This is a genomic window from Pseudomonas sp. AC247 (genome assembly GCF_979258015.1).
This window is the reverse complement of sequence record NZ_OZ409829.1, coordinates 4931132-4952540: the sequence shown is the minus strand read 5'-3', so window position 1 is coordinate 4952540 and position 21409 is coordinate 4931132. Positions and strand designations below refer to the sequence as shown.

Here is a 21409-nt window from a genome sequence, read left to right as displayed (position 1 = left end):
ATGAAAATCGCATTTATCGGGCTGGGCAACATGGGCGCGCCGATGGCGCGCAACCTGATCAAGGCTGGCCATTCGCTGAACCTGGTCGACCTGAACAAAACCGTGCTGGCGGAACTGCAGCAACTGGGTGGCACCATTCGCGCTTCGGCGCGTGAGGCGGCCGAGGATGCCGAGCTGGTGATCACCATGCTGCCGGCGGCCGTGCATGTGCGCAGTGTCTGGCTCGGTGAAGATGGCGTGCTGGCCGGCATCGGCCAAGGCGTGCCGGCGGTGGATTGCAGCACGATTGATCCGCAGACGGCGCGCGATGTCGCCGCCGCTGCCGCCAAGCATGGCGTGACCGTGGCCGATGCGCCGGTGTCCGGTGGCACCGGTGGCGCGACCGCCGGGACGTTGACCTTCATGGTCGGCGCCACCCCGGAACTGTTTGCCACCCTGCAACCGGTGTTGGCGCAGATGGGCCGCAACATCGTGCATTGCGGTGACGTCGGCACCGGGCAGATCGCCAAGATCTGCAACAACCTGCTGCTGGGGATTTCGATGGTCGGTGTCAGTGAAGCGATGGCGCTGGGCGATGCGCTGGGGATTGATACCTCGGTGCTGGCCGGGATCATCAACAGTTCGACCGGGCGTTGCTGGAGTTCGGAAATGTACAACCCGTGGCCCGGCATCGTCGAAACGGCGCCGGCCTCGCGTGGCTATACCGGTGGCTTTGGTGCGGAGCTGATGCTCAAGGATCTGGGCCTGGCGACGGAAGCGGCGCGTCAGGCGCACCAGCCAGTGGTGCTCGGCGCGGTGGCGCAGCAGTTGTATCAGGCGATGAGTCAGCGAGGGGAAGGCGGGAAAGACTTCTCGGCGATTATCAACAGCTACCGGAAACCGCAGTAACTCTTCAAAAACCTGAGGTGAAAGGGCTTTTTGTGGCGAGGGGATTTATCCCCGTTGGGGTGCGTAGCAGCCCCCTACAGTGTGTCAGGTAAACCGAGTGCTCAGGTTTTGCGACTGCTGCGCAGCCGAGCGGGGCGGTGCGACGTTTCGCTGAATCCCCTCGCCACAGGGTTCCTGTTTCCACAGGGATCATTGGGGTGTGGTTAAGAAATTTGCAGTAGGTGTTGCCGGGACATCACGTCGGGTGATCTCCCGGCTTTTTTGTGCCAAAAAAGATCGCAGCCTGCGGCAGCTCCTACAGAAACACATTCCCATGTAGGCGCTGCCGAAGGCTGCGATCTTTTGCTTTATCAGGCAAACACGAAATACTTGCGAACGGTCTCGACCACTTCCCACGTCCCTGTCATCCCCGGCTCAATCACAAAGATGTCGCCAGCGCGCAGGTGGATCGGCGCCATGCCGTCCGGAGTGATCACGCAGTAGCCTTCCTGGAAATGGCAGTACTCCCACTTCACGTATTCGACGCGCCACTTGCCCGGTGTGCAGATCCAGGTGCCCATGATCTTGCTGCCGTCTTCGCTGGTGTAGGCGTTGAGGTTGACGGTGTGCGGGTCGCCTTCGAGTTTTTCCCATTTGCAGGCGTCGAGTACCGGCAGCGGGTGGGTGTCGCGCAGAACGGTGATAGGGGCGGACATGGTGGCTCCAGACAAATGACGAGTTGAATCATCACCCTAACGTCTGGTGAAGCAGCCCAGATGTCTGGGGTCGACCTCGGGATGCTTAGGAGCGCTGAGCGGAAATTTCTCGTAACGCCGGGGATTTGCACCAATGCTGTGCATATATGACGAATTTAATACAGTCTTGCCCCATAAAAGTTCAATAAATTTTTAGACTAAAACGAGATAACCATTCGGACACCTATTGCAAAAGAAAATCGTCTGTACTATAACATTCGTACTAAAGGACATTCCCACCCTGATGGAGTTACACCTGAGTCACGGACAGACTTGAACTCGCTTTTTCTCGGACCGACAACAGACTTGGCCATTGGCCCAAGTGTGAACTTTCACCTGTCGTTAATGAATAACGATAATTGAATGGAACAGTCAGTTAATAAGTGGCGCAGGCGCAATGTCATGCGTGCTTTGAGATAAGCATTTAAATAAATCGTTAATGATTGATCTGCATTGATTGACGGCGTGCGCGGTATTACTGCGCCGAAAAAATCACTTGTGCTCGGCATCATGGAATGAGGCTAGATTGTGGACGACGTAAATGTAATTGAAGTTTCAACCTCCGTTGACAGTTGCAGTGTGCTCGGCCGGCATGTGTGGGTGCGAGCAGGCACTCGTCTGCAAAATGTTCAGGTGGCGGATGACTGTTTTATCGGTTTCCGCTGCGATGTGCAGTTTGCCGCGATCGGTCAATCCAGCATGTTAGCCACGGGTGTGCAATGCAGCGGCACCGCGCAGGCACCGATCCGCATCGCCGAAAATGTCTGGCTCGGCGCCAAGGTCGCCGTCAACGCAGGTGTCAGTATTGGTGCTGGCGCAGTGATCGCCGCCGGTGCTCTGGTGACGGCAGATGTACCGGCCGACGCCATCATGGTTGGGCGCCCGGCGCGCTTTATCGGCTTCCGTTCGGTGGTCGAGGACGGTCGCCCGAGCCCCCGGCAGGTGTTGGCGAAAGTGCGGGAAAGGGCCCGTTCCGGCTTGCCTTCGATGCTTGATCGCTCAACGCAGTCGGTCTCCCGGCTCAAATCGCTGAACCCCGACACCGCGACCTGGGAAATCAGCGACGAGGCTTTGATCGACGCGGAATTACGCGGTGGTGCGTCGGTGGAAATCGCCCGCGATTGCATTCTGATCGGGCGCAGCAGCCGTCAGGGCGGGATGTCGCAACTGGGCGGCATCGAACTCGGCACGGGTGTCCGGCTCGGCGAAGGTGTGGTCATCGAAGCCGCTGGCGGCGTGTCGATTGGCGTGTTCAGCGAAGTGGCGGACAACGTCACGATTGTGGCTTCAACTCACGACCATTCATTCCGCTCGCTGCCTTGGGAAGAAGCCCCGGTGCGGATTGGAAGTCGTTGCGTGATTGGTGAAGGCGCGCTCTTGGTAGGTCCACTGAATGTCGGTGATGGTGCAGTTATAAAGCCCCACTCAGTGGTTATAAGGGATGTATTGGAAAACACTGTGGTTCATGGCGTTGTTCAACTAATGGAGATTCAAGAATGATTTTATTTGCCCCCAATCCAACCGGTTCCGGTCATAACATGCGTGCGCTGTCGATCGCTCAGGCGATTAAAAAGCAGTGTCCGGCCATGCCCCTGACCGTGGCGCTGGCTTCGTTGCAGCCGACGTTTACACCGTTGTTTGAAAAGTCCGGTGTCGAGGTGGTGGATATTGCCGGTCGTTTGGTCGACTACTCGAAAAAGAGCAACTTGTCGAAAGAACTCGACTGGGCCAATTACATTGGCGGTTATATCGCCAATACCTTCTTGTCGGGTGAGCGAATTCTCTCTTATCTGGCGCTGATCGCCGAATACAAACCGACCGTACTGGTCTCGGACTACAACATGGCAGCCTGTTTGGCGGCGATTTTCAGCGGTACGCCGCTGGTGTTCGTCACCGAGCGATATGACTTCACCCTCTGCCAGCTGGAAGACCATGACCTGGCCGACGGCGGCTTCGAGGTCAATGCGCTGGAAATGGCCCGGGCCCGCACCGCACTGCACAGCCAGTTCAACTGGATGATCAACCAGAGCCAATTGGTGCTGACCGACAAGCCGTACGTGGCTTCTCTGGATCAGGGCACGCCGGTCGCCGAAGCGCTGCTCAGCGGCAAGGCGCACTTTGTCGGGCCGATGATTCGCGACATCAATGTGCAGAGCGGCCTGAACGTGCGCGAGCAACTGAACCTTGGCGATTCGCCGTTCATTGTCGCGTCGATCAGCGGCACCACCATGTTTGCGCAAAACAAGGATGCGTTGCTCGCCGCGTATCTGGACAGCTTCAAGGTCCTGCGCGAACGCAATCCGGATCTGAAACTGGTGTTGCTCGGCCGTCAGGATATCGCCGCCCAGGACGGTGTGGTGTGCGTGCCTTACTACCCCGACTGGATGGGCCTGTTGCGCGAAGCCAGCCTGCTGATTTCGGCGCCGGGCTGGATCACCGTCACCGAAATTGCCGCCCTGCACATTCCGACCTTGTTCGTGCTGCCGTCCAAGTCCGAGTACCACGAGCTTGAAGCCCTGCGTCGTCTGGAGCTGCTCGGTTTTCCGACACACCTGGGACACGATCGCGACCGCCTCGTCGAACTGGTGCAAAGCGAGCTGGAGAAAGACACCCAGTCGGCGGCGTACTACGCGCCCCATCAACAGGTCGCTGCACCGGACGGCGAAGGCGCGGCCCGTGCTGCAACGCGCATCATCGAATTGTGCAACGGCGCTGTTGTGCCATTGACCGAAAGCAAAGCGGCTTAACCTCAAGGAAGAGGGATTCACCATGGCGCTGCATCCGCAGTTTCTATTTGATCAAGGTCTCAAGGACATCGAGTTCGGTGGTTTTTTTGCCGTCACCGATGCCAGTGGGCAGGTCGCGATTTCCAGCGACAAGCAGTTGCAGGATCAGATCGACGCAACGCTGTATCAGGCCGAACACGGCGATGACGCACAACTGCGTTTTGCCCATGCCGGGCTGATGCGTCTGCACGATGCTCTGAATGCAGGTTTTCACGAACTTGCCGATCGCTACTGGACGCCGCACGGCTCCGGTCGCTGCAGAACCCTGGCGCTGCAACTGGATGCGCTGGCGGCATTGATCGCCTACCAACGGCGGGTGCCGGAAGACGTCACCAACCGCGCGGCGATTGCCGGTCTGCTGGAGCAGGTCGAAGCGCTTTATGCCCGGTCTACCGTCGCTGGCGTGTACAGCAGCGACTGGTCGACGCCGCTGGAACTGGCGACCTCGATCGACCTCGACATCAGCGCCACGGCACTGCTGGCGCACATCGGTAACGAGCCTTTGGGCCTCGGTTTGCTCGGGCATTTGCAGGTGCACGCCGAAAACCTGATAGCCCGGGTAGCCGGCAGCGACAGCGAGTCGTGCGTTGATATTGCGTTGAGCCGTTGCGCGGTGCGAGCACACGTCAGCCTGGTGCTGGCGCGTCTGGCCAACGTGCGTGACGACAACGCGTTGTCGAACCTGGCGCGCTCGTTTGTACTGCAAACGTTGGCACTGTTCCGCGATCCGGCTTACGGCGGCTACTGGGACCGGGTCGGCATCAACGGCAAGGTCCGCTGCGATTGGCACACGTCGTACAAACGTCATGAGTCGCCATTTCCGATCAAGACAGCGTACGACGTGGCGTTGCTGATGCAGGCGATCCAGGCGTTGCCGGGCGGTGCGAGCGAGAGTGACCGAGCCTCGGTGACGGCTGCGTTGCTGGAGTTTCACGACACCCGCAACGGTGGGCTGTTCATGGGCAAAGGCTATTTCTGGTCGACGCCCGATGACCCGACTGTGCCGTTCATTCGTCAGTTCTGGGCGCCGCCGCGTCAGCCAGGGATTTTCAGCATCGGCAACCTGACGTACTTGCCGTTGCATTTGAAGAGTCTGAAAACCCAACTGGCCGCGGCGCATGCCTTGCAGTCCATCGCGCCGGTAACGATTACGCCGGCACACGACGACGCCGAGCGGGTGAACCGCGAGCTGGAGGTCATCGATGGGCAGGGCGACGTGCAGGACATTCATCCACGCGGCGTACCGTCGATCAATGTTGATCTGCAGCGTTATCTCGCGTGGCTGGCCAAGGCCCGGGCGTCGACTCAGACCCCTTACGGCCTGACTGCCGAAACCACGCCGCTGGGCTTTCGCGCCGACAAGACCTGGCAGGTGTTTTCCGGCCTGCATGTGATTTGCGACCTGCACGCACTGGGCCTGCCAATCGAAAACAAGGCGAGCCTGATCGATTGCATCCAGGCCTCGCAAAATATCGACGGCGGTTTTGCCGAACAGCCGGGGCACTTGAGTGATGTCTTTGCCACGTACTGCGCGGTGTTGTCGTTGCGTGTGCTGGGTGCCTTGCCGGGCGATATCGAGGGTTGTGTGCGCTACCTGCAAGCGTGTCAGAACAGCGATGGCGGGTTCGGCGACGTGGCGGGTTTCGGCTCCGATATCTGGCACACCAACCTTGCGGTGCTGTCGCTGCACGCGCTGGGCGCCAAGGCCGTGGATGAGCAAGCGGTGATGGCGTTCGCCTTGCGTTGCCGTTCGGCCGACGGCGGATTCGGCAACAAGCCGGGTTATCCACCGGATGCGTTTTCGGTGTACCGCGTGGTGTCCACGCTGTTCATTCTCGACCGCCGCCTCGTCGATGTACGGCAGACCGTGGAGTGGCTGCAGAGCCTGCAATTGGCCAATGGCTCGTTCCACTATCGGCCGGGCAAAGCGGTCAGTCTGGTCGGCACGTATATGGCAATTGCGGCGATGTACCTGCTCGATGCGCAGCCGACACATTTACAGGCGTCGAAAGACTGGATCGCCTCTCACCAGAAACAGGACGGTGGTTTCGGCCCGCTCAACTCGACCTCGGCGACCACCGACGAAAGCTTCGTCTGCATCCAGACGCTGCTGATTCTTGAGCAAGGCCTGTCGCAATACTGGGTGGCATTGCTGAACTGACCCGCCCCTGAAGGCGGGCAGCATCGAAGGACTGTGAATCATCATTTTGCCAGGGGAGGCGCTGATGAAAATTTTAGTGACAGGGGGCGCGGGCTTTATCGGCTCGGCAGTGGTGCGGTTTCTGCTCAATGAAACCGAGTGCGAAGTGATCAATGTCGACAAACTGACCTACGCCGGCAATCTGGAGTCGCTGGCTGAAATCGCGGACTCGCCGCGTTACCGTTTCTGCCAGGTGGACATCTGCGACAAGCCGGCGCTGGACGAACTCTTCGCGCGTCTGCAACCGGACGCGGTGATGCATCTGGCGGCCGAATCCCATGTGGATCGTTCGATCGATGGCCCTCAAGCCTTCATCGAAACCAACATCGTCGGCACTTACACCCTGCTCGAAGCCGCGCGCGGCTATTGGAACCGTCTGGACGCTGCGCGTCAGCAGGCGTTCCGTTTCCACCATATTTCCACCGACGAGGTGTACGGCGATCTGGAGCCTGAAGATCCGGCGTTTACCGAAACCACCGCCTATGCGCCCAGCTCACCTTACTCGGCGACCAAGGCCGGTTCGGATCATCTGGTGCGCGCCTGGCATCGCACGTTCGGGCTGCCGGTGGTGATGAGCAATTGCTCGAACAATTACGGGCCGTACCACTTCCCGGAAAAACTCATTCCGCACGTCATTCTCAATGCACTGCAAGGCAAGCCGCTGCCGGTGTACGGCGACGGTGCGCAGATCCGCGACTGGCTGTTTGTCGAAGATCACGCCCGGGCGCTTTACGCGGTGGTCAGCAACGGTGAAGTGGGGCAGACCTACAACATCGGTGGTCACAACGAAAAAACCAACCTTGAAGTGGTGCACACCGTGTGCGATCTGCTTGAGGCGCGGGGTGCGCAGAAACCGGCCGGGGTCGCGCATTTCCGCGACCTGATCACCTTCGTCAAGGATCGCCCGGGCCACGACAAACGGTATGCCGTCGATGCCGGCAAGATCCACGCGCAGTTGGGGTGGACGCCGCAGGAAACCTTCGACAGCGGCATGAAAAAAACCGTTGATTGGTACCTCGATAATCGCGCCTGGTGGATTCGTGTGATCTCCGGCGCCTACGCCCTCGAACGTCTCGGCGACCAGTTGCAAGAAGCCCACGTGGCTTGACATCACCCCCCGTCAATGACGCCGGTTGGCGTCAGTCATCTATTGCTGAAAAGGAAACAGGCATGGCCAAGTACAAGGGAATTCTGTTGGCGGGCGGCGCTGGCTCGCGGTTGCATCCAATCACTTTGGGCGTCTCCAAGCAGTCGCTGCCGGTGTATGACAAACCGATGATCTACTACCCGCTGTCGGTGCTGATGCTGGCGGAAATTCGCGAGATCCTGATCATCTCCACTCCCGAAGATCTGCCGGGCTTTCAGCGCATGCTCGGCGACGGCAGCCAATTGGGCCTGAGCCTGAGTTACGCCGTGCAACCGAGCCCGGACGGCCTCGCCCAGGCGTTCATCATCGGTCGCGAATTTGTCGGCGATGACAACGTCTGCCTGGTGCTCGGCGACAACATTTTCTACGGCGCCGGCTTCGGTGAAACGCTGTTGCAGGCTGCGACCCGCGAAGAGGGCGCGACCGTGTTCGGCTACTACGTGGCGGACCCGGAACGCTTCGGCGTGGTGGAGTTCGACGCCAGCGGCAAGGCCCTGAGCATCTGTGAAAAACCGAGTGAGCCGAAGTCCAACTTCGCCGTTACCGGCCTGTATTTCTACGACAACGAAGTGCTGCGCATTGCCGCCGAGATCCAGCCGTCGCCGCGCGGCGAACTGGAAATTACCGACGTCAACAATGTCTATCTGCAACGTGGGCAATTGAACGTGTCGGTGATGGGCCGCGGCATGGCCTGGCTGGACACGGGGACTCACGACGCGTTGATGGAAGCGGGCAATTTTGTCCAGGCCATCGAGAAACGTCAGGGCCTGAAAATCGCCTGCCTCGAAGAGATTGCCTACAACAAGGGCTGGATCGATGACGCGCAGTTGCTGGTGCTGGCGGGGAGCATGAGCAAGACCGGTTACGGTCAGTATCTGGCACGACTGATCAACGATGACGTGCTGACGGTGCTGGATGCCCAGCGTTCGCTGAAGGGCGCGGCCTGATTGTCCGGGCATTTCAGTGCGCGCGCCAAGCGCTCGGCAGGGTCAACACCCCGCACGAGCGCACTGGCGAGCAAGCTCGCTCTCTGCGGTTTTAGTGGCCGGTTACGCTGTCCGCTTGTGGCGTTTTAGCGTTCGGGTGTGAGTCGGCTGGCGGCATCTGCAGCGATTGCAGATGTGCCAGGCGATTGGCGTGGGTCGGTGCTTCGGCGGCCAGCGGCGAGCGGCGTTTGCGGGTTTCTTCACGCAGCACCGGCAGCACTTCCTTGCCGAACATGTCGAGCTGTTCCAGCACGGTTTTCAACGGAATGCCGCCATGGTCGAACAGGAAAAGTTGGCGCTGATAGTCGCCGAAGTACTCGCGGAAGGTCAGCGTCTTGTCGATGATTTCCTGCGGGCTGCCAACGGCCAGCGGGGTCATCTCCATGAACTCTTCCAGGGATGGACCGTGGCCATACACCGGCGCGTTGTCGAAGTAGGGGCGGAACTCGCGGCGGGCATCCTGGGAATTGCGGCGCATGAAAATATGCCCGCCAAGGCCGACGATGGCTTGCTCCGGCGTGCCATGGCCGTAATGGGCAAAACGCGCCCGATAGAACTCGACCAGGGCCATGAAATGCTCGCGCGGCCAGAGGATGTGGCTGGCGAAAAAGCCGTCACCGTAATACGCCGCTTGTTCAGCGATTTCCGGGGTGCGGATCGAGCCATGCCAGACGAAGGGCGGCAGGTCATCCAACGGACGCGGAATGGAGGTGAAGTTGTTCAACGGGGTACGAAAACGACCGCTCCAGTTGATGTCTTCTTCGCGCCAGAGCCGATGCAGCAGGCGATAGTTTTCCATCGCCAGCGGCAGCCCGTCGGTGATGTTTTTGCCGAACCACGGATAGACCGGTGCGGTGTTGCCGCGCCCGAGCATCAAGTCCATGCGCCCGCCGCAGAGGTTTTGCAGCAGCGAATATTCTTCAGCCAGGCGCACCGGGTCGTTGGTGCTGATGAGGGTAGTGGACGTCGACAGAATGATGCGTCGGGTTTTCGCGGCAATGTAGGCCAGCAGCGTGGTGGGAGAGGAGGTGATGAACGGTGGATTGTGATGCTCGCCGGTAGCGAACACATCCAGCCCGATGTCTTCGGCTTTCTGCGCAATTTGCAGGGTGGCCTGGATGCGTTCCGATTCGCTGGGGGTACGGGCGTTGGTAGGGTCTTGTGTGACGTCGCCAACGGTGTAGATCCCGAATTGCATAAAGCCTCCTTGCCTTGGGTAAAGGGTATGTTTGAAACCCTGCCGCGAAGGTTAAATCGTCGCGGTACTTGAAATGTACGCCTGTACACGTACAATCGCAATTGTGCATCATCGTTCGAACGGATTTCGACCACCTCATCTAGACGGGAGCGCGACATGGAACTGGGATTTATCGGTTTGGGCACGATGGGCGCACCGATGGTGCTGAACCTGCTGAAGGCTGGGCATCAGGTGCGTGTGTGGAACCGCTCGGCGGCGCCGTTGCAGGCGCTGGTCAATGCCGGTGCCGAAGCCGTCGACAGCCCGGCGCTCGCGGCTCGCGCCGAGGTGCTGATTTCGATGCTGGGCGACGATGCGGCGATTCGTGCGGTGTTTCTGGATGCCCACGCCATCGACGGTCTGGCGCCCGGCAGCGTTCACGTCAACATGTCCACGGTGTCTGTCGCCCTCGCCCGGGAAATGGCGGCCCTGCACAAGGTGCGCGGTGTGGCTTATGTGTCGGCGCCGGTGCTGGGGCGTGTGGATGTCGCGGCCGCCGGCAATCTGAATATCCTCGCCTCAGGCGATGCCGAGGCGCTGGCGCGGGTGCAGCCACTGTTCGATGTGCTGGGGCGCAAGACCTGGCCGTTCGGCGAAGACGCAGAACGCGCCTGCGTCGCCAAACTCTCGGCCAATCTGATGATTGCCGCAGCCATTGAATCAACCGCCGAGGCGTCGACCCTGGCCAACGGCTACGGCATCAGTCGCGCGGATTTCATCGAGATGATCACCTCGACCCTGTTCGCCGTGCCGGTGTATCAGGGCTACGGAAAACTGATGGTCGACAAACAATTCGAGCCCGCCGGGTTCAAGCTGTCGCTGGGGCTCAAGGATGTCCGCCTGGCGCTGGAGGCCGGCGAAGCTGCGCACGTGCCGCTGCCGTTTGCCAGTGTGTTGAAGGACAACTTGCTCGATGGCATGGCCCACGGTCAGGCCGACCAGGACTGGGCGTCACTTTCGCAGGTCAGTGACCGACGCGCTGGCTCAAAGTAATCATGCGGTAGGGCAAGCCGTAACTTCAGTGCAAGTTCGGTGGGCACTTTGCGCCTTGAGTATTAGTTTGAGTGTTAGTTGTCTTTTTCTGAAATATGCAAGAAGTCTGATAATAACGCTTGTCAATGTACGACTGTAGACGTACATTTTTGCCGGGGTTTAACAACAATAAAAGTTCTGTCTGTTTTTTCATCTGCTGACCCTCAATAAATAATAGCTAGGAGCCGTTATGAAGAATCTAATGCAATGGAACAGCCTTCCCTCCGAATCCAATGAATGGCTCGAGAAGGTGCGTGCACTGAACCCGCTGATCGTTCAGCACCGAGATTACAGCGAGCAGACGAACGCGACGCACAAGGACGTGATGTCTCAATTTTTCAAGGATGGTTTTGGCCGCACTTCAGTGTCCAGGGCATTCGGCGGATCCCAGGTCGACATTCAGACCACCTCGGCACTGTTGCTGGAATTTGCCCGGCATGACGCTTCGCTGTCCTGGCAGTTGGCCGTGCAGGTGGCCATGGGCCGACTCTCCGATTACTTGCCGGAAAGCACCTCCGAAGCGATCTACAACCACTGCGATGGTTTTGTGATCGGCGCCATTCACTCCGGTGGCGAAGCGCTGCCGATGGGCGACGATTACCTGCTCAGCGGCCGCTGGGCGTTCGCCAGCGGTTCGGCGCATGCCGACTGGCTGGTCTGCACCGCAACCGTCAAAGGCACGGAAAACAACACCACACCCGAAGTGCGGATGTTCTTTGTGCCGGCCAGCCAGTGCCAGATCCTGCCGACCTGGGACACCCTTGGCATGCGCGGCACCGGCAGCCATCACTTCGAATGTTCGCAGGTGCTGGTCAACAAGGCCTTCTCCCTGAACACCGAAAGCCTCAAGCAATCGCCCGAAGCGCGCAGCTCGCGTGCCTACGCTACCGGTTACTACGAGTTCGGTACGCTGGCAGCGATGTCCACCGTGCTGGGCGTTGCCCGCGCGGCGGTCGACCACTTCCGCAACGACCGCGCCGTCAACGCCGATCCAGGCCTTGAAGGGGTGATTTTCGAAAAAACCGGTCGGGCGATCTCTTCGGTGCACACCGCCCAGTTGCTGCTCGAAGACGCGATTCACCAAGTGATCAATCGCGGTGAAACCTTCGGTGAACCGGTCAGTGCGCGCGTCGGCCTGGCGGCGTCAGTGCTCACCGAAAACTCGGTGAACGCAGTCAATCAGATCTTTTCGATGGCCGGTTCGAAGGCGGTTTACAAGTCGCACTTTCTGGAACGTTGCTTCCGCGATATTCATACCGGTTCGAAGCACTTCACGTTGTCGCCTTTGAACTTGCACGGTATCGGTAAATATTATCTGGATAAAACCAATGCGCTGGCAGCGGCTTGACAGATAACTAACAAAACAGGCGCGTTACACGTGAATTGCCACAGGGATATATAGCGCGCCTGTTTTGTGCAACAACCTTTATTTTCTTAATAACTGAACTTTTGTGCTCGCAATAAAGAGTCAAGGGAGTGCCATATGCTTGCCCGAAATATCATTAAATCGCTGGTTTTTCTTCTCCTCGTACTGATCTTTTCCGCTGTGCTCGGCTGGCGCTTCTGGGCGCCACCGCAAGCCGCTGCCGACCAGCGCATCCCGAGTACGCGGGTTGGTCTGGCCGTGGCCAAAAAACAACCGTACACCTACTACCTTGAAGCGATCGGCAAACTGGAAGCGCAGCGTCAGGTGCTGGTCTCGGCCGAAGTCAGCGGCAAAGTGGTCGACATCGATTTCGAGTCCGGCGATCAAGTGGCGGCGGGGCAGGTGTTGCTCAAGCTCAACGACGCGCCGGAGCAGGGTGAACTGGTGCGCCTCAAAGGCGAGTTCGAATCGGCCAAGGCGCAATTTGCCCGGGTTCAGGAACTGGCCAAAAGCGGTGCAGAAAGCCGCCGCGCCTTCGACAGCGCCCGAGCGCAATACGACGCAGCCAAAGGTGACATGGAGCGCATGCAGGCGCAGATCGCCCAGCGTCATATTCGTGCGCCATTTGCTGGCACCCTCGGTATTCGCCAGGCGCACCTCGGCCAATATCTGCAGGCCGGTAGCGCGGTGGCAACGCTGACGGATCCCGGTGTGCTGCGGGTCAATTTCACCCTCGCCGAGCGCGATGGCTCGCGGGTGCAACTGGGCCAGACCGTGCAGGCCAAGGTCGATGCCTGGGTGGATCAGACGTTTGCCGGGAAGATCGTTGCGGTCGACCCACAGATCAACCAATCCCACACCATCAATGTGCAAGCGGTCATCACCGATACCAAAAAACTCCTGCGCCCAGGCATGTATGCGCGGGTCTCGGTGACGTTGCCGCAGACCGCCGAATTGCTCATCCCGGAAACCGCCATCACCTACAACGCCTACGGCGAGAGTGTGTTCTCGGTCTACACCGACGAAGCCGGTGTGCAGAAGGTCAAGCGTGAAAGCATCAAGGTCGGCGAGCGCCGCGACGGTTGGGCCGTGGTCGACAAGGGCCTGGACGACGGTGCGCAGGTGGTGACTTCGGGTCAATTGAAACTGCATGACGGCGTGGCCGTGGAAGGTATCCCGGACACCATTGCTCTCAAACTCAGCGGGCTGGAAAAATGAATTTCACCGACCTCTTTCTTCGCCGGCCGGTGCTGGCCGTGGTGGTCAGCACGTTGATTCTGTTGTTCGGTGTCCGGGCGCTGATGAACCTGCCGATTCGCCAGTATCCGATGCTGGAAACGTCGACCATCACGGTCACCACCCAGTACCCGGGCGCCTCGTCCGAACTGATGCAAGGCTTCGTCACTCAGCCGATCAGTCAGGCGGTGGCCTCGGTCGAAGGGATCGATTATCTGTCGTCGGCTTCGACTCAGGGGCGCAGCCAGGTAACGATCCGCATGGCGCTCAACAGTGACTCCATCGCGGCGCTGACCGAGGTCATGGCCAAGGTCAACCAGATCAAATATCGCTTGCCCAAGGATGCCTACGACCCGGTGGTGGAACGCACCTCGGGCGGTTTCACCAGCGTGGCTTACGTGGCGTTTGCCAGTTCCAACCTGACCATTCCGGAAATGTCGGACTACATTTCCCGCGTCGTCGAACCGATGTTCGCCGGCATCGAAGGGGTGGCGAAGATCAACATCATGGGCGAGCAGAAACTCTCCATGCGCCTGTGGCTCGACCCGCAACGCCTGGCTGGCTACGGCATGACCGGCCAGGACGTTTCGACCGCCATCGAGGGCAACAACTTCCAGGCCGCACCCGGTCAGGTCAAAGGTTTGTATGTGGTCAGTAACCTGCGGGTCAACACGGACCTGAACAGCGTGGAAGACTTCCGCGACATGGTGCTGCGCAACGATAACGGCCACATCATTCGTGTGCGCGATGTCGGCACGGTCGAGCTGAATGCGGCATCCACCGATACCAGCGGCGCGATGAGCGATGTGCCGGCGCTGTTCCTCGGCCTCGACGCGGCGCCGACCGGCAACCCGCTGGTGATCGTCAAGCGTGTGCGCGAATTGCTGCCACAAATCCAGGAAACCCTGCCACCGGGCGTGACCGTACAGATTCCTTTCGAAGTGGCGCACTTCATTCAGTCGTCGATCGATGAGGTGTCTTACACCCTGCTCGAAGCGCTGGTGATCGTGGTGCTGGTGATCTACCTCTGCCTGGGCACGTTCCGCACGGTATTGATTCCGCTGGTGACGATTCCGCTGTCGATGCTCGGCGCGGCGATGCTCATGCAGATGTTCGGTTTCAGTCTCAATTTGCTGACCCTGCTCGCCATGGTCCTGGCCATCGGGCTGGTGGTGGACGACGCCATCGTCGTGGTGGAGAACGTCCACCGGCATATCGAGGAGGGCAAGACACCGTTTGATGCGGCGTTGATCGGTGCGCGGGAAGTGGCCGGGCCGGTGGTGGCGATGACCTTCACGCTGGCGGCGGTGTATGCCCCGATCGGCTTGATGGGCGGCCTGACCGGCACGCTGTTCAAAGAGTTCGCGTTGACCCTGGCCGGCGCCGTGGTGATTTCCGGCATCGTCGCGCTGACCTTGTCGCCGATCATGAGTACGCGTTTGCTGGATGCGAAAACCAGTGAAGGGTTCATGGCGGTCAAGGCCGATCGCTTCTTCCAGAATCTGGCTCGCCGTTACGGCGCGTTGCTCGGCGGTTCGCTGGCGAAGCGCTGGATCAGTCTGACCGTGGCGCTGGTGATCTTCTTCAGCCTGCCGTTCCTCTATCGCTCGGCGCAGACCGAACTGGCACCGCTGGAAGACCAGAACATTCTGCTGACCGCGATCAAGGCGCCGCAGCACGCCAACCTCAATTACCTCGAAGCGTACGCGCACAAACTCTACGAGACCTTCAACGAAATTCCCGAGGGTTACAGTAACTGGGTGGCCAACGGCACTGACGGCCTGTCCAACAGCGTCGGCGGGATCAACCTGGTCGATTGGGAAAAACGTGGCCGCGATGCCAATACCATTCAGCCGGACTTGCAGGCCCGGGTGAACCAGATCGAAGGCACGAGCATTTTCGTCTTCCAGATGCCGCCTCTGCCGGGCTCCACCGGTGGCTTGCCGGTGCAGATGGTGATTCGCAGCGATCAGGAATACCTGGCGCTGTTCAACGTGATGGATCAGCTCAAGCAAGCGGCGCAGGCCAGCGGTCTGTTCGCGGTGGTCGACAGTGATCTGGACTTCAACAATCCCGTGGTGGAGATTCAGGTCGATCGCGCCAAGGCGAACGCCTTGGGCATTCGCATGCAGGACATTGGCGAGACGCTGAACAGTCTGATCGGCGAAAAGTACGTCAACCGGTTCTCCTTCCACGGGCGTTCGTATGACGTGATTCCACAGTCGATCTCTTCGGACCGCCTGACCCCGGAAACCCTCAAGCTCTACTACGTCAAGGATCAGAAGGGCAATCCGGTGCCGTTGTCGACGCTGGCCACCCTCAGCGTCAAGGTCGAACCGAACCGCCTGACCCAGTTCAACCAACAGAACTCTGCGACGTTCCAGGCCATTCCGGCACCGGGCGTGACGTTGGGTGCTGCGGTGGAGTTCCTGCAAAAACAATCGGAAAGTTTCCCCGCCGGTTTCAGTTTCGACTGGCAGTCCGACGCGCGCCAATACGTGCAGGAAGGCAACAGCCTGGCGTTCACCTTCGGTCTGGCCCTGGTGATCATCTACCTGGTGCTGAGCGTGCAATACGAGAGCTTCCGCGATCCGTTCATCATCCTGATCAGCGTGCCGCTGTCGATCTGTGGCGCATTGGTGCCGCTGGCGCTGGGCATGACTTCGATGAACATCTACACGCAGATCGGTTTGATCACGCTGATCGGCTTGATCAGCAAGCACGGGATTCTGATGGTCGCGTTTGCCAACGAACTGCAACGCAAGCAGGGCATGGACCGCGTGCAAGCCATTCAGCACGCCGCGCAAGTACGCCTGCGGCCAATCCTGATGACCACCGCGGCGATGGTGGTCGGTCTGGCGCCGTTGTTGTTCGCCAGTGGTGCCGGCGCCAACAGCCGTTTCGGCCTGGGCCTGGTGATTGTGGTGGGGATGCTCATCGGTACGTTGTTCACCCTGTTCATTCTGCCGTCGGTCTACACCCTGCTGAGTTCGATCAAGCAGCCGGCCCGCGTCACTGAAGCCGCCATGGCCGGTGCGCCGCAACCCACCTTGTGAGGACGTTTTCATGTATCGGATTACACGCTTCATGCTGGCGCCCCTAGCCGTTTCCATCCTGTTGTCGGCAGGCTGTGTGAACTACGCCGGGATCAATCACCAGGGCAAATTGTTGTCGCTTGGCGAGGCGTCTTCCGACAGTCTCAAGGACACCCTGCCGCCGGCCGCATGGCCGCGCAGCGATTGGTGGGCGACGTTGGGCGATCCACGCCTCGGCGCGCTGATCGAGGAGGCCTATGCCAGCAACCCGGACCTGCAGGAAGTCACGGCGCGGGTGGCCAAGGCCAATGCGTTTCTCGACTTGCGCGACGCCGAGCGCTACCCGCAAATGGACGCGGCGGCCGGTGTCACCCGTGGTCGTCTGTCGAAGTTCGAGGACTACAGCGGCGAGGGGCACCAGTACTTCACCGCACGCAATCTGGCGGTCAATTTCAACTACACCTTCGACCTCTGGGGCGGCCAGCGTGCCGCCTGGGAGTCGGCGCTGAACGGCGCGATGGCGGCCGAAGTCGATCTGCAATCGTCGCGCCTGATTCTGACGGTCAACGTGGTCAAGGCCTACAACCAGTTGGCTTACGCCTGGCAGGTTTCGGAGCTCAATCGCCGCGATCTGGAGCGCCTGAGCAAACTGGTCGAGCTGACCGATTCACGCTACGGCTCGGGGCTGGATAACCTGTCGCAACTCAAGCAGGTACAAAGCCTCAAGGCGCGTTCGGAGTCGACGCTGATCGGCGCCAACGAGGACATCGAAATCGCTCGCTTGCAGTTGTCGGCGCTGATCGGCAAAGGCGTTGATCGTGCGCACACCATCGAGCGTCCGGCGAGTCTGCAAGCCAGCGTCGTGGCGTTGCCGGCGCAATTGCCGGCGCAACTGCTCGGGCGTCGCCCGGACATCGTCGCGGCGCGCTGGCGCGTCGAAGCCGAGAACAAAAACATCGAAGCGGTGAAGACCACGTTCTATCCCAACATCAATCTGGTCGCCGCCGCAGGCTCGCACGCGCTGACCGGGGATGCGCTGTTCGCCGGCGTCAGCAAGTTCTGGAACGTTGCGCCGACCGTGACGCTGCCGATCTTCGATGCCGGGCGCCTGCGCTCCGACCTCAAGGCCGGCAATGCGCAACTGGACAGCTCGATCGCGCAGTACAACCGCGTGCTCAGTTCGGCCCTGCACGAAGTGGCGATTTCGGTGACGCAACTGCGCTCTTTCGAGCAGCAGATTGTCGTGCAGCGTGACGCCTGCACGATTGCCCAGTCGTCTTACGATCTGTCGCAGTCGCGCTACAAGGCCGGGGAGGACACGTTCCTCGATGCGCTAAACATCGAGCAACAATTGATTCAGGACGAAATGCGTCTGGCGTTCCTCAACAGCAAGCACATCGACAGCTCGATTTCGTTGATGGCAGCGCTGGGCGGCGGGTTCCAGGAGCAACCGTTGCAGGCGGCGCAGAGCGCCGGGCTGTAGTGACAGACGTGGCGTAGCCAGCGGGACGGCTGTCGCCGGGAGGGGCTTGTTGTGTATAGTCTTACTGTTCTCGTATAGACGAATTCAAGCAAGTTTTCTCCCGCCTATATCATCAAAGGTACCTACCTATGAACGTCCCGAATCACCCCAATCAGGACCAGATCCTTTTAGAGAATGTTCTGTCCGCATTGGGCAGTCCGTTGCGTCTGACTGTCTTGAAAGTCTTGGCCGATGGCCAGGAACATCCTTGCGGCCGGATCCTCAAGGGCGCCTCGAAGTCGACCATGACTCACCACTGGCGGGTCCTGCGTGACAGCGGTCTGATTTGGCAACGGCCGTACGGTCGGGAAAACCTGCTGTCGCTGCGTCGCGAAGACATGGACCTGCGGTTTCCCGGCTTGCTTGATTCGCTGCTCACGGCGGTCAAGTTCGACGAGCAGACCGTCGATGTCATCAGCAAGCACGAAGTGACCGAAGACAGCAGTACGCAATGACCACGACGTTGCGCTGAAGGCCTTGTTCTTCAGCGCCAGCAATACAATGACGATCAACAGGGAGGTTGAGTGCGGTTATGGATACGAGTCATTACTGGTCGTCACGACCACTGGCGCAACTGAGCGGCGCGGAACAGCACTGGCTGTTTCTGCCGGGAGCGCTGACGCCGCGTCTGAAAGCCATGGGCGCCTATTCGATCGAAGTGGTCGAGCAGTTCCACGGCGCGCTCAATCCGGATGAGGCGCAAGCCTTGAACGTCCCCGCGGCCAGCACTGGCTGGGTGCGTGAAGTGGTGATGAAACTCGATGGCGAGGCGTGCGTGACCGCGCGCAGCCTGACCAGCATGCCGGCGTTGCACAGCGACTGGTCGGAGTTGAACAACTACGGCGGACGACCATTGGCGGAGATTCTCTACACGTCAGAGCAGACCCTGCGCGAGCCGTTTCAGTGCGCCGTGTTAGCCCCCGGCGCGCCGCTGACGGCACTCTCCCATCGCTTCGCGCCGCAGGCCAAACGCCTGCTGGCGCGGCGCTCGCGTTTCACCCGCAATGGCTCGCCGCTGTTGGTCAGTGAATGTTTTTTGCCCGCGTTCTGGGTGCGGGTCGAGTACGCCTCGGGCCTGAAATCCGCCTCGTGAATTAAAGCCTTGCGGGAGCCAGCTCCCGCAAGTTCAGAGCCGAATCACCGCTTCGATCTGGCTGATCGCCGGCGTCAATGCCTGCGCCAGTTGCTGGGCTTTGCAGGTGGGGTGCATGGTTCTCGACGAGCGCAGAAACAGTGGGTCATCAAAGCGCTTGCGCAACCGCGCGAGCGACCCGCTGATGGCCGGTTGTTTGACGTTCAGCCGCTCGGCCGTGCGCGATACGCTGCGTTCGCGAAACAACACCAGAAAGATGATGATCAGGTTCAGGTCGATATCCGCGAAGTTGTCTTCATTGAATAGCATGGTCACTTCCCTGTTTAGACCTGGAGGCCGGCGTGCAGACTGCCGCACGCCGGCCTTCAGGGATAATCACTGATCCGGGGCCAGGCGCAACTCGTCGTTCAGACGGTAGTAATTGCGATTGAAATAGACGAGGCCTTCCGTGGCTTCGCTGTGCTGCAGTTCGAGGATTTCACAGTAAAAGATGCTGTGAGTGCCGACCTCGTCGATCTTCGCGACACGGCAGTCAAGGCTGACCAACGCCTCGGCGATAACCGGCGAACCGGTCACCAGGGTCTGGCAGTTGACGCTGGAAAAGCGCTCCTGCATGGTCAACTGTCGGTTGGCGAACGCCCCGGACGTCGACTGATGCCCACCGGTCAAGACGTTCACACACAGCACACCGTTGGTTTTGAAATGCTCGTGATTGGACGACGAGCGATTGACACACACCAGCAGCGTTGGCGGCGAATCCGTCACGCTGCACACCGCCGAAGCGGTAAACCCGAAACGCCCGGCAGGGCCATCGGTTGTGACGATGGTGACGGCACTCCCCAGCATCGCCATTGCATTACGAAACTCCGTTGAATCAACCACAGCGTCACCTCATTCCATGTAGGTCATTGGGAGCCGATCCGTTCTTCCTTGTCCGTTGTCGTTGTGCGAAAACGGTATCGGGCAACACGTTCGCTCTGGCGATATAGTACGTATGTATACGTACCTTGCAAGCTATTCCTTGTGCTTATTTTGCAGAAAAATATGCCAGCCTGATCGGTCGCCAGTGCTCTGTTCTCAAGTGTCAGACAAGGTCTGCAGCAGGGACTTGGCATACGCCGGCAACGTGTCGAATTCGCGGGCGCACAGCAGCAGTTTGCGTCGCGCCCACGGCTCGTTCAGCGCCAGGCTTTTCAACGATTGCGAGGGCGCGCGCTCGATGGCTGCCAGGGGCACGATGGCAATGCCTGCGCCCATCGCAACCATGCGCAGCACGCCATCAAAACCGTCGGCGCGGATGCGAATCTGCATCCGTGCGCCGGCGTGCAGCGCTTGCTCTTCCAGGTACACCGCCAGTGCGCTGTCGGCGCGCAGCCCGACGAAGTCGTGGCGCAAGGTGTCGCTGAAACTGACTTCGCTTGGTCCGGACAAAGGATGATCGCAGGGCAGGATCAGCACCAGTGGATCGTCGCGAAATGCTCGGGTCTGCAAATCGGTGGTGTCAACCGCGTCGGAAACGATGCCGATGTCCGCCGCGCCCTGGCGCAATGCGTGGGTAATGCGCGCGCTGGGCAGCTCCTGCAGATCGATGTCGAGATTGCGATGGTGTTGCAGGAATTCGGCGAGCACTTCCGGCAAGTATTCAGTGATCGCTGTGGTGTTGCACAGCAGGCGCACCTGGCCTTTGACACCTTGCGCGTAATCCGCCAGATCCTGCTGCATGCGTTCGGCCTGTTGCAGGAGCACGCGAGCATGTTGCGCCAGCGCGGTGCCGGCGGGTGTGGGGGTGACACCGCGACGGCCACGCTGGAGAAAATCAACGCCCAGCGAGGCTTCCATCCCACGGATTCTGGCGCTGGCGGCGGCGAGGGAAAGATGGCTGCGAGCGGCGCCGGCGGTGATGTTGCCGGTGTCGAGGATGTGCAGGTAGAGGCGCAGGTCGGTGAGGTCGAAGTGCATGTCGGCAGCCGGTTTTGTGGTGATTATGCCGGCCTCATCGCGAGCAGGCTCACTCCTACAGGTTTTGTGTTGGCCACAGATCTAATGTAGGAGTGAGCCTGCTCGCGATGAGGCCAGAAGCCGCAATAAAAATTACAGCCTCTTGCAAATAGAGAGGCAGCCTCAGTATATGGCAGATTTTCACCCCG

General features: G+C 59.9%; 18 protein-coding genes. 13 read left to right on the top strand and 5 right to left on the bottom strand.

Translation table 11 applies throughout. The annotated features are described in order from the left end of the window. Complete coding sequence (gene mmsB, locus ACZZ0B_RS22560; RefSeq protein ID WP_463546270.1) at nt 1-888, top strand: 3-hydroxyisobutyrate dehydrogenase; 888 nt, start codon at nt 1-3, stop codon at nt 886-888. Nucleotides 889-1238: 350 nt separating this feature from the next. Here mmsB and ACZZ0B_RS22555 read toward each other — a convergent pair whose 3' ends face one another. Beyond that, nucleotides 1239-1583, bottom strand: coding sequence for a cupin domain-containing protein (locus tag ACZZ0B_RS22555; protein WP_158830155.1), 345 nt, complete (start codon nt 1581-1583; stop codon nt 1239-1241). Between the two features lie 738 nt (nt 1584-2321). Here ACZZ0B_RS22555 and ACZZ0B_RS22550 point away from each other — a divergent pair. From ACZZ0B_RS22550 to rfbA, 5 genes are all read left to right on the top strand, one after another. Further along, nucleotides 2322-3122, top strand: a complete 801-nt coding sequence (locus ACZZ0B_RS22550; RefSeq protein WP_463546269.1) for an acyltransferase — start codon at nt 2322-2324, stop codon at nt 3120-3122. Next, a complete protein-coding gene (locus ACZZ0B_RS22545) occupies nt 3119-4369 on the top strand; it encodes a glycosyltransferase family 28 protein (protein WP_008083347.1) in 1251 nt (416 codons plus the stop codon). Before ACZZ0B_RS22550 ends, ACZZ0B_RS22545 begins: the two co-directional genes overlap by 4 nt. 22 nt (nt 4370-4391) lie before the next feature. After that, nucleotides 4392-6569, top strand: a complete 2178-nt coding sequence (locus ACZZ0B_RS22540) for a prenyltransferase/squalene oxidase repeat-containing protein (protein ID WP_463546268.1) — start codon at nt 4392-4394, stop codon at nt 6567-6569. A 64-nt stretch (nt 6570-6633) separates the two neighbouring features. Next, a complete protein-coding gene (gene rfbB / locus ACZZ0B_RS22535) occupies nt 6634-7716 on the top strand; it encodes a dTDP-glucose 4,6-dehydratase (protein WP_158830159.1) in 1083 nt (360 codons plus the stop codon). A 62-nt stretch (nt 7717-7778) separates the two neighbouring features. Continuing rightward, nucleotides 7779-8702, top strand: coding sequence for a glucose-1-phosphate thymidylyltransferase RfbA (gene rfbA / locus ACZZ0B_RS22530; protein ID WP_008083352.1), 924 nt, complete (start codon nt 7779-7781; stop codon nt 8700-8702). 91 nt (nt 8703-8793) lie between these two features. Here the strand turns inward: rfbA and ACZZ0B_RS22525 are convergent, their stop codons facing one another. Continuing rightward, entirely contained in the window at nt 8794-9939 is a 1146-nt protein-coding gene (locus tag ACZZ0B_RS22525) for an LLM class flavin-dependent oxidoreductase (protein WP_440093060.1), read from the bottom strand. A gap of 156 nt (nt 9940-10095) precedes the next feature. On the opposite strand from ACZZ0B_RS22525, the gene ACZZ0B_RS22520 reads away from it, so the two are divergent. From ACZZ0B_RS22520 to ACZZ0B_RS22490, 7 genes are all read left to right on the top strand, one after another. Then, nucleotides 10096-10971 (top strand): NAD(P)-dependent oxidoreductase, encoded by an 876-nt coding sequence (locus tag ACZZ0B_RS22520; protein ID WP_008083354.1) that lies wholly within the window; start codon nt 10096-10098, stop codon nt 10969-10971. A gap of 229 nt (nt 10972-11200) precedes the next feature. Then, nucleotides 11201-12358 (top strand): acyl-CoA dehydrogenase family protein, encoded by a 1158-nt coding sequence (locus ACZZ0B_RS22515; protein WP_463546267.1) that lies wholly within the window; start codon nt 11201-11203, stop codon nt 12356-12358. Between the two features lie 135 nt (nt 12359-12493). Further along, nucleotides 12494-13594: an efflux RND transporter periplasmic adaptor subunit gene (locus ACZZ0B_RS22510; protein WP_463546266.1), complete on the top strand. Its 1101-nt coding sequence runs from the start codon at nt 12494-12496 to the stop codon at nt 13592-13594. Next, nucleotides 13591-16668 (top strand): MexW/MexI family multidrug efflux RND transporter permease subunit, encoded by a 3078-nt coding sequence (locus tag ACZZ0B_RS22505; RefSeq protein WP_008083358.1) that lies wholly within the window; start codon nt 13591-13593, stop codon nt 16666-16668. Before ACZZ0B_RS22510 ends, ACZZ0B_RS22505 begins: the two co-directional genes overlap by 4 nt. Nucleotides 16669-16678: 10 nt before the next feature. Then, nucleotides 16679-18130: an efflux transporter outer membrane subunit gene (locus tag ACZZ0B_RS22500; protein ID WP_440093065.1), complete on the top strand. Its 1452-nt coding sequence runs from the start codon at nt 16679-16681 to the stop codon at nt 18128-18130. Between the two features lie 128 nt (nt 18131-18258). Further along, nucleotides 18259-18624 (top strand): ArsR/SmtB family transcription factor, encoded by a 366-nt coding sequence (locus ACZZ0B_RS22495; RefSeq protein WP_008083365.1) that lies wholly within the window; start codon nt 18259-18261, stop codon nt 18622-18624. A 77-nt stretch (nt 18625-18701) separates the two neighbouring features. Further along, a complete protein-coding gene (locus ACZZ0B_RS22490) occupies nt 18702-19262 on the top strand; it encodes a chorismate--pyruvate lyase family protein (RefSeq protein ID WP_463546265.1) in 561 nt (186 codons plus the stop codon). Between the two features lie 33 nt (nt 19263-19295). Here ACZZ0B_RS22490 and ACZZ0B_RS22485 read toward each other — a convergent pair whose 3' ends face one another. The 3 genes from ACZZ0B_RS22485 to ACZZ0B_RS22475 all read right to left on the bottom strand — a co-directional run bounded on the left by ACZZ0B_RS22485 (nt 19296) and on the right by ACZZ0B_RS22475 (nt 21221). Continuing rightward, nucleotides 19296-19571 carry a LysR family transcriptional regulator gene (locus ACZZ0B_RS22485; RefSeq protein ID WP_008083384.1) on the bottom strand — a complete coding sequence of 92 codons (276 nt, stop codon included), beginning with the start codon at nt 19569-19571 and terminating at the stop codon, nt 19296-19298. A gap of 66 nt (nt 19572-19637) precedes the next feature. Then, a complete protein-coding gene (locus ACZZ0B_RS22480; protein ID WP_045123182.1) occupies nt 19638-20144 on the bottom strand; it encodes a flavin reductase in 507 nt (168 codons plus the stop codon). Nucleotides 20145-20339: 195 nt separating this feature from the next. Continuing rightward, on the bottom strand, nt 20340-21221 hold the full coding sequence (locus ACZZ0B_RS22475) for a LysR family transcriptional regulator (protein WP_463546264.1): 882 nt from the start codon (nt 21219-21221) through the stop codon (nt 20340-20342). Nucleotides 21222-21409: the final 188 nt, after the last annotated feature.

Coding starts and splice junctions, on each gene's coding strand:
- ACZZ0B_RS22520 (WP_008083354.1), top strand. CDS start 10,096: ATGGAACTGGGATTTATCGGTTTGGGCACGATGGGCGCACCGATGGTG.
- ACZZ0B_RS22555 (WP_158830155.1), bottom strand. CDS start 1,583: ATGTCCGCCCCTATCACCGTTCTGCGCGACACCCACCCGCTGCCGGTA.
- ACZZ0B_RS22525 (WP_440093060.1), bottom strand. CDS start 9,939: ATGCAATTCGGGATCTACACCGTTGGCGACGTCACACAAGACCCTACC.
- mmsB (WP_463546270.1), top strand. CDS start 1: ATGAAAATCGCATTTATCGGGCTGGGCAACATGGGCGCGCCGATGGCG.
- rfbA (WP_008083352.1), top strand. CDS start 7,779: ATGGCCAAGTACAAGGGAATTCTGTTGGCGGGCGGCGCTGGCTCGCGG.
- ACZZ0B_RS22545 (WP_008083347.1), top strand. CDS start 3,119: ATGATTTTATTTGCCCCCAATCCAACCGGTTCCGGTCATAACATGCGT.
- ACZZ0B_RS22510 (WP_463546266.1), top strand. CDS start 12,494: ATGCTTGCCCGAAATATCATTAAATCGCTGGTTTTTCTTCTCCTCGTA.
- ACZZ0B_RS22550 (WP_463546269.1), top strand. CDS start 2,322: ATGTTAGCCACGGGTGTGCAATGCAGCGGCACCGCGCAGGCACCGATC.
- ACZZ0B_RS22515 (WP_463546267.1), top strand. CDS start 11,201: ATGAAGAATCTAATGCAATGGAACAGCCTTCCCTCCGAATCCAATGAA.
- ACZZ0B_RS22490 (WP_463546265.1), top strand. CDS start 18,702: ATGGATACGAGTCATTACTGGTCGTCACGACCACTGGCGCAACTGAGC.
- ACZZ0B_RS22495 (WP_008083365.1), top strand. CDS start 18,259: ATGAACGTCCCGAATCACCCCAATCAGGACCAGATCCTTTTAGAGAAT.
- ACZZ0B_RS22475 (WP_463546264.1), bottom strand. CDS start 21,221: ATGCACTTCGACCTCACCGACCTGCGCCTCTACCTGCACATCCTCGAC.
- rfbB (WP_158830159.1), top strand. CDS start 6,634: ATGAAAATTTTAGTGACAGGGGGCGCGGGCTTTATCGGCTCGGCAGTG.
- ACZZ0B_RS22505 (WP_008083358.1), top strand. CDS start 13,591: ATGAATTTCACCGACCTCTTTCTTCGCCGGCCGGTGCTGGCCGTGGTG.
- ACZZ0B_RS22485 (WP_008083384.1), bottom strand. CDS start 19,571: ATGCTATTCAATGAAGACAACTTCGCGGATATCGACCTGAACCTGATC.
- ACZZ0B_RS22540 (WP_463546268.1), top strand. CDS start 4,392: ATGGCGCTGCATCCGCAGTTTCTATTTGATCAAGGTCTCAAGGACATC.
- ACZZ0B_RS22500 (WP_440093065.1), top strand. CDS start 16,679: ATGTATCGGATTACACGCTTCATGCTGGCGCCCCTAGCCGTTTCCATC.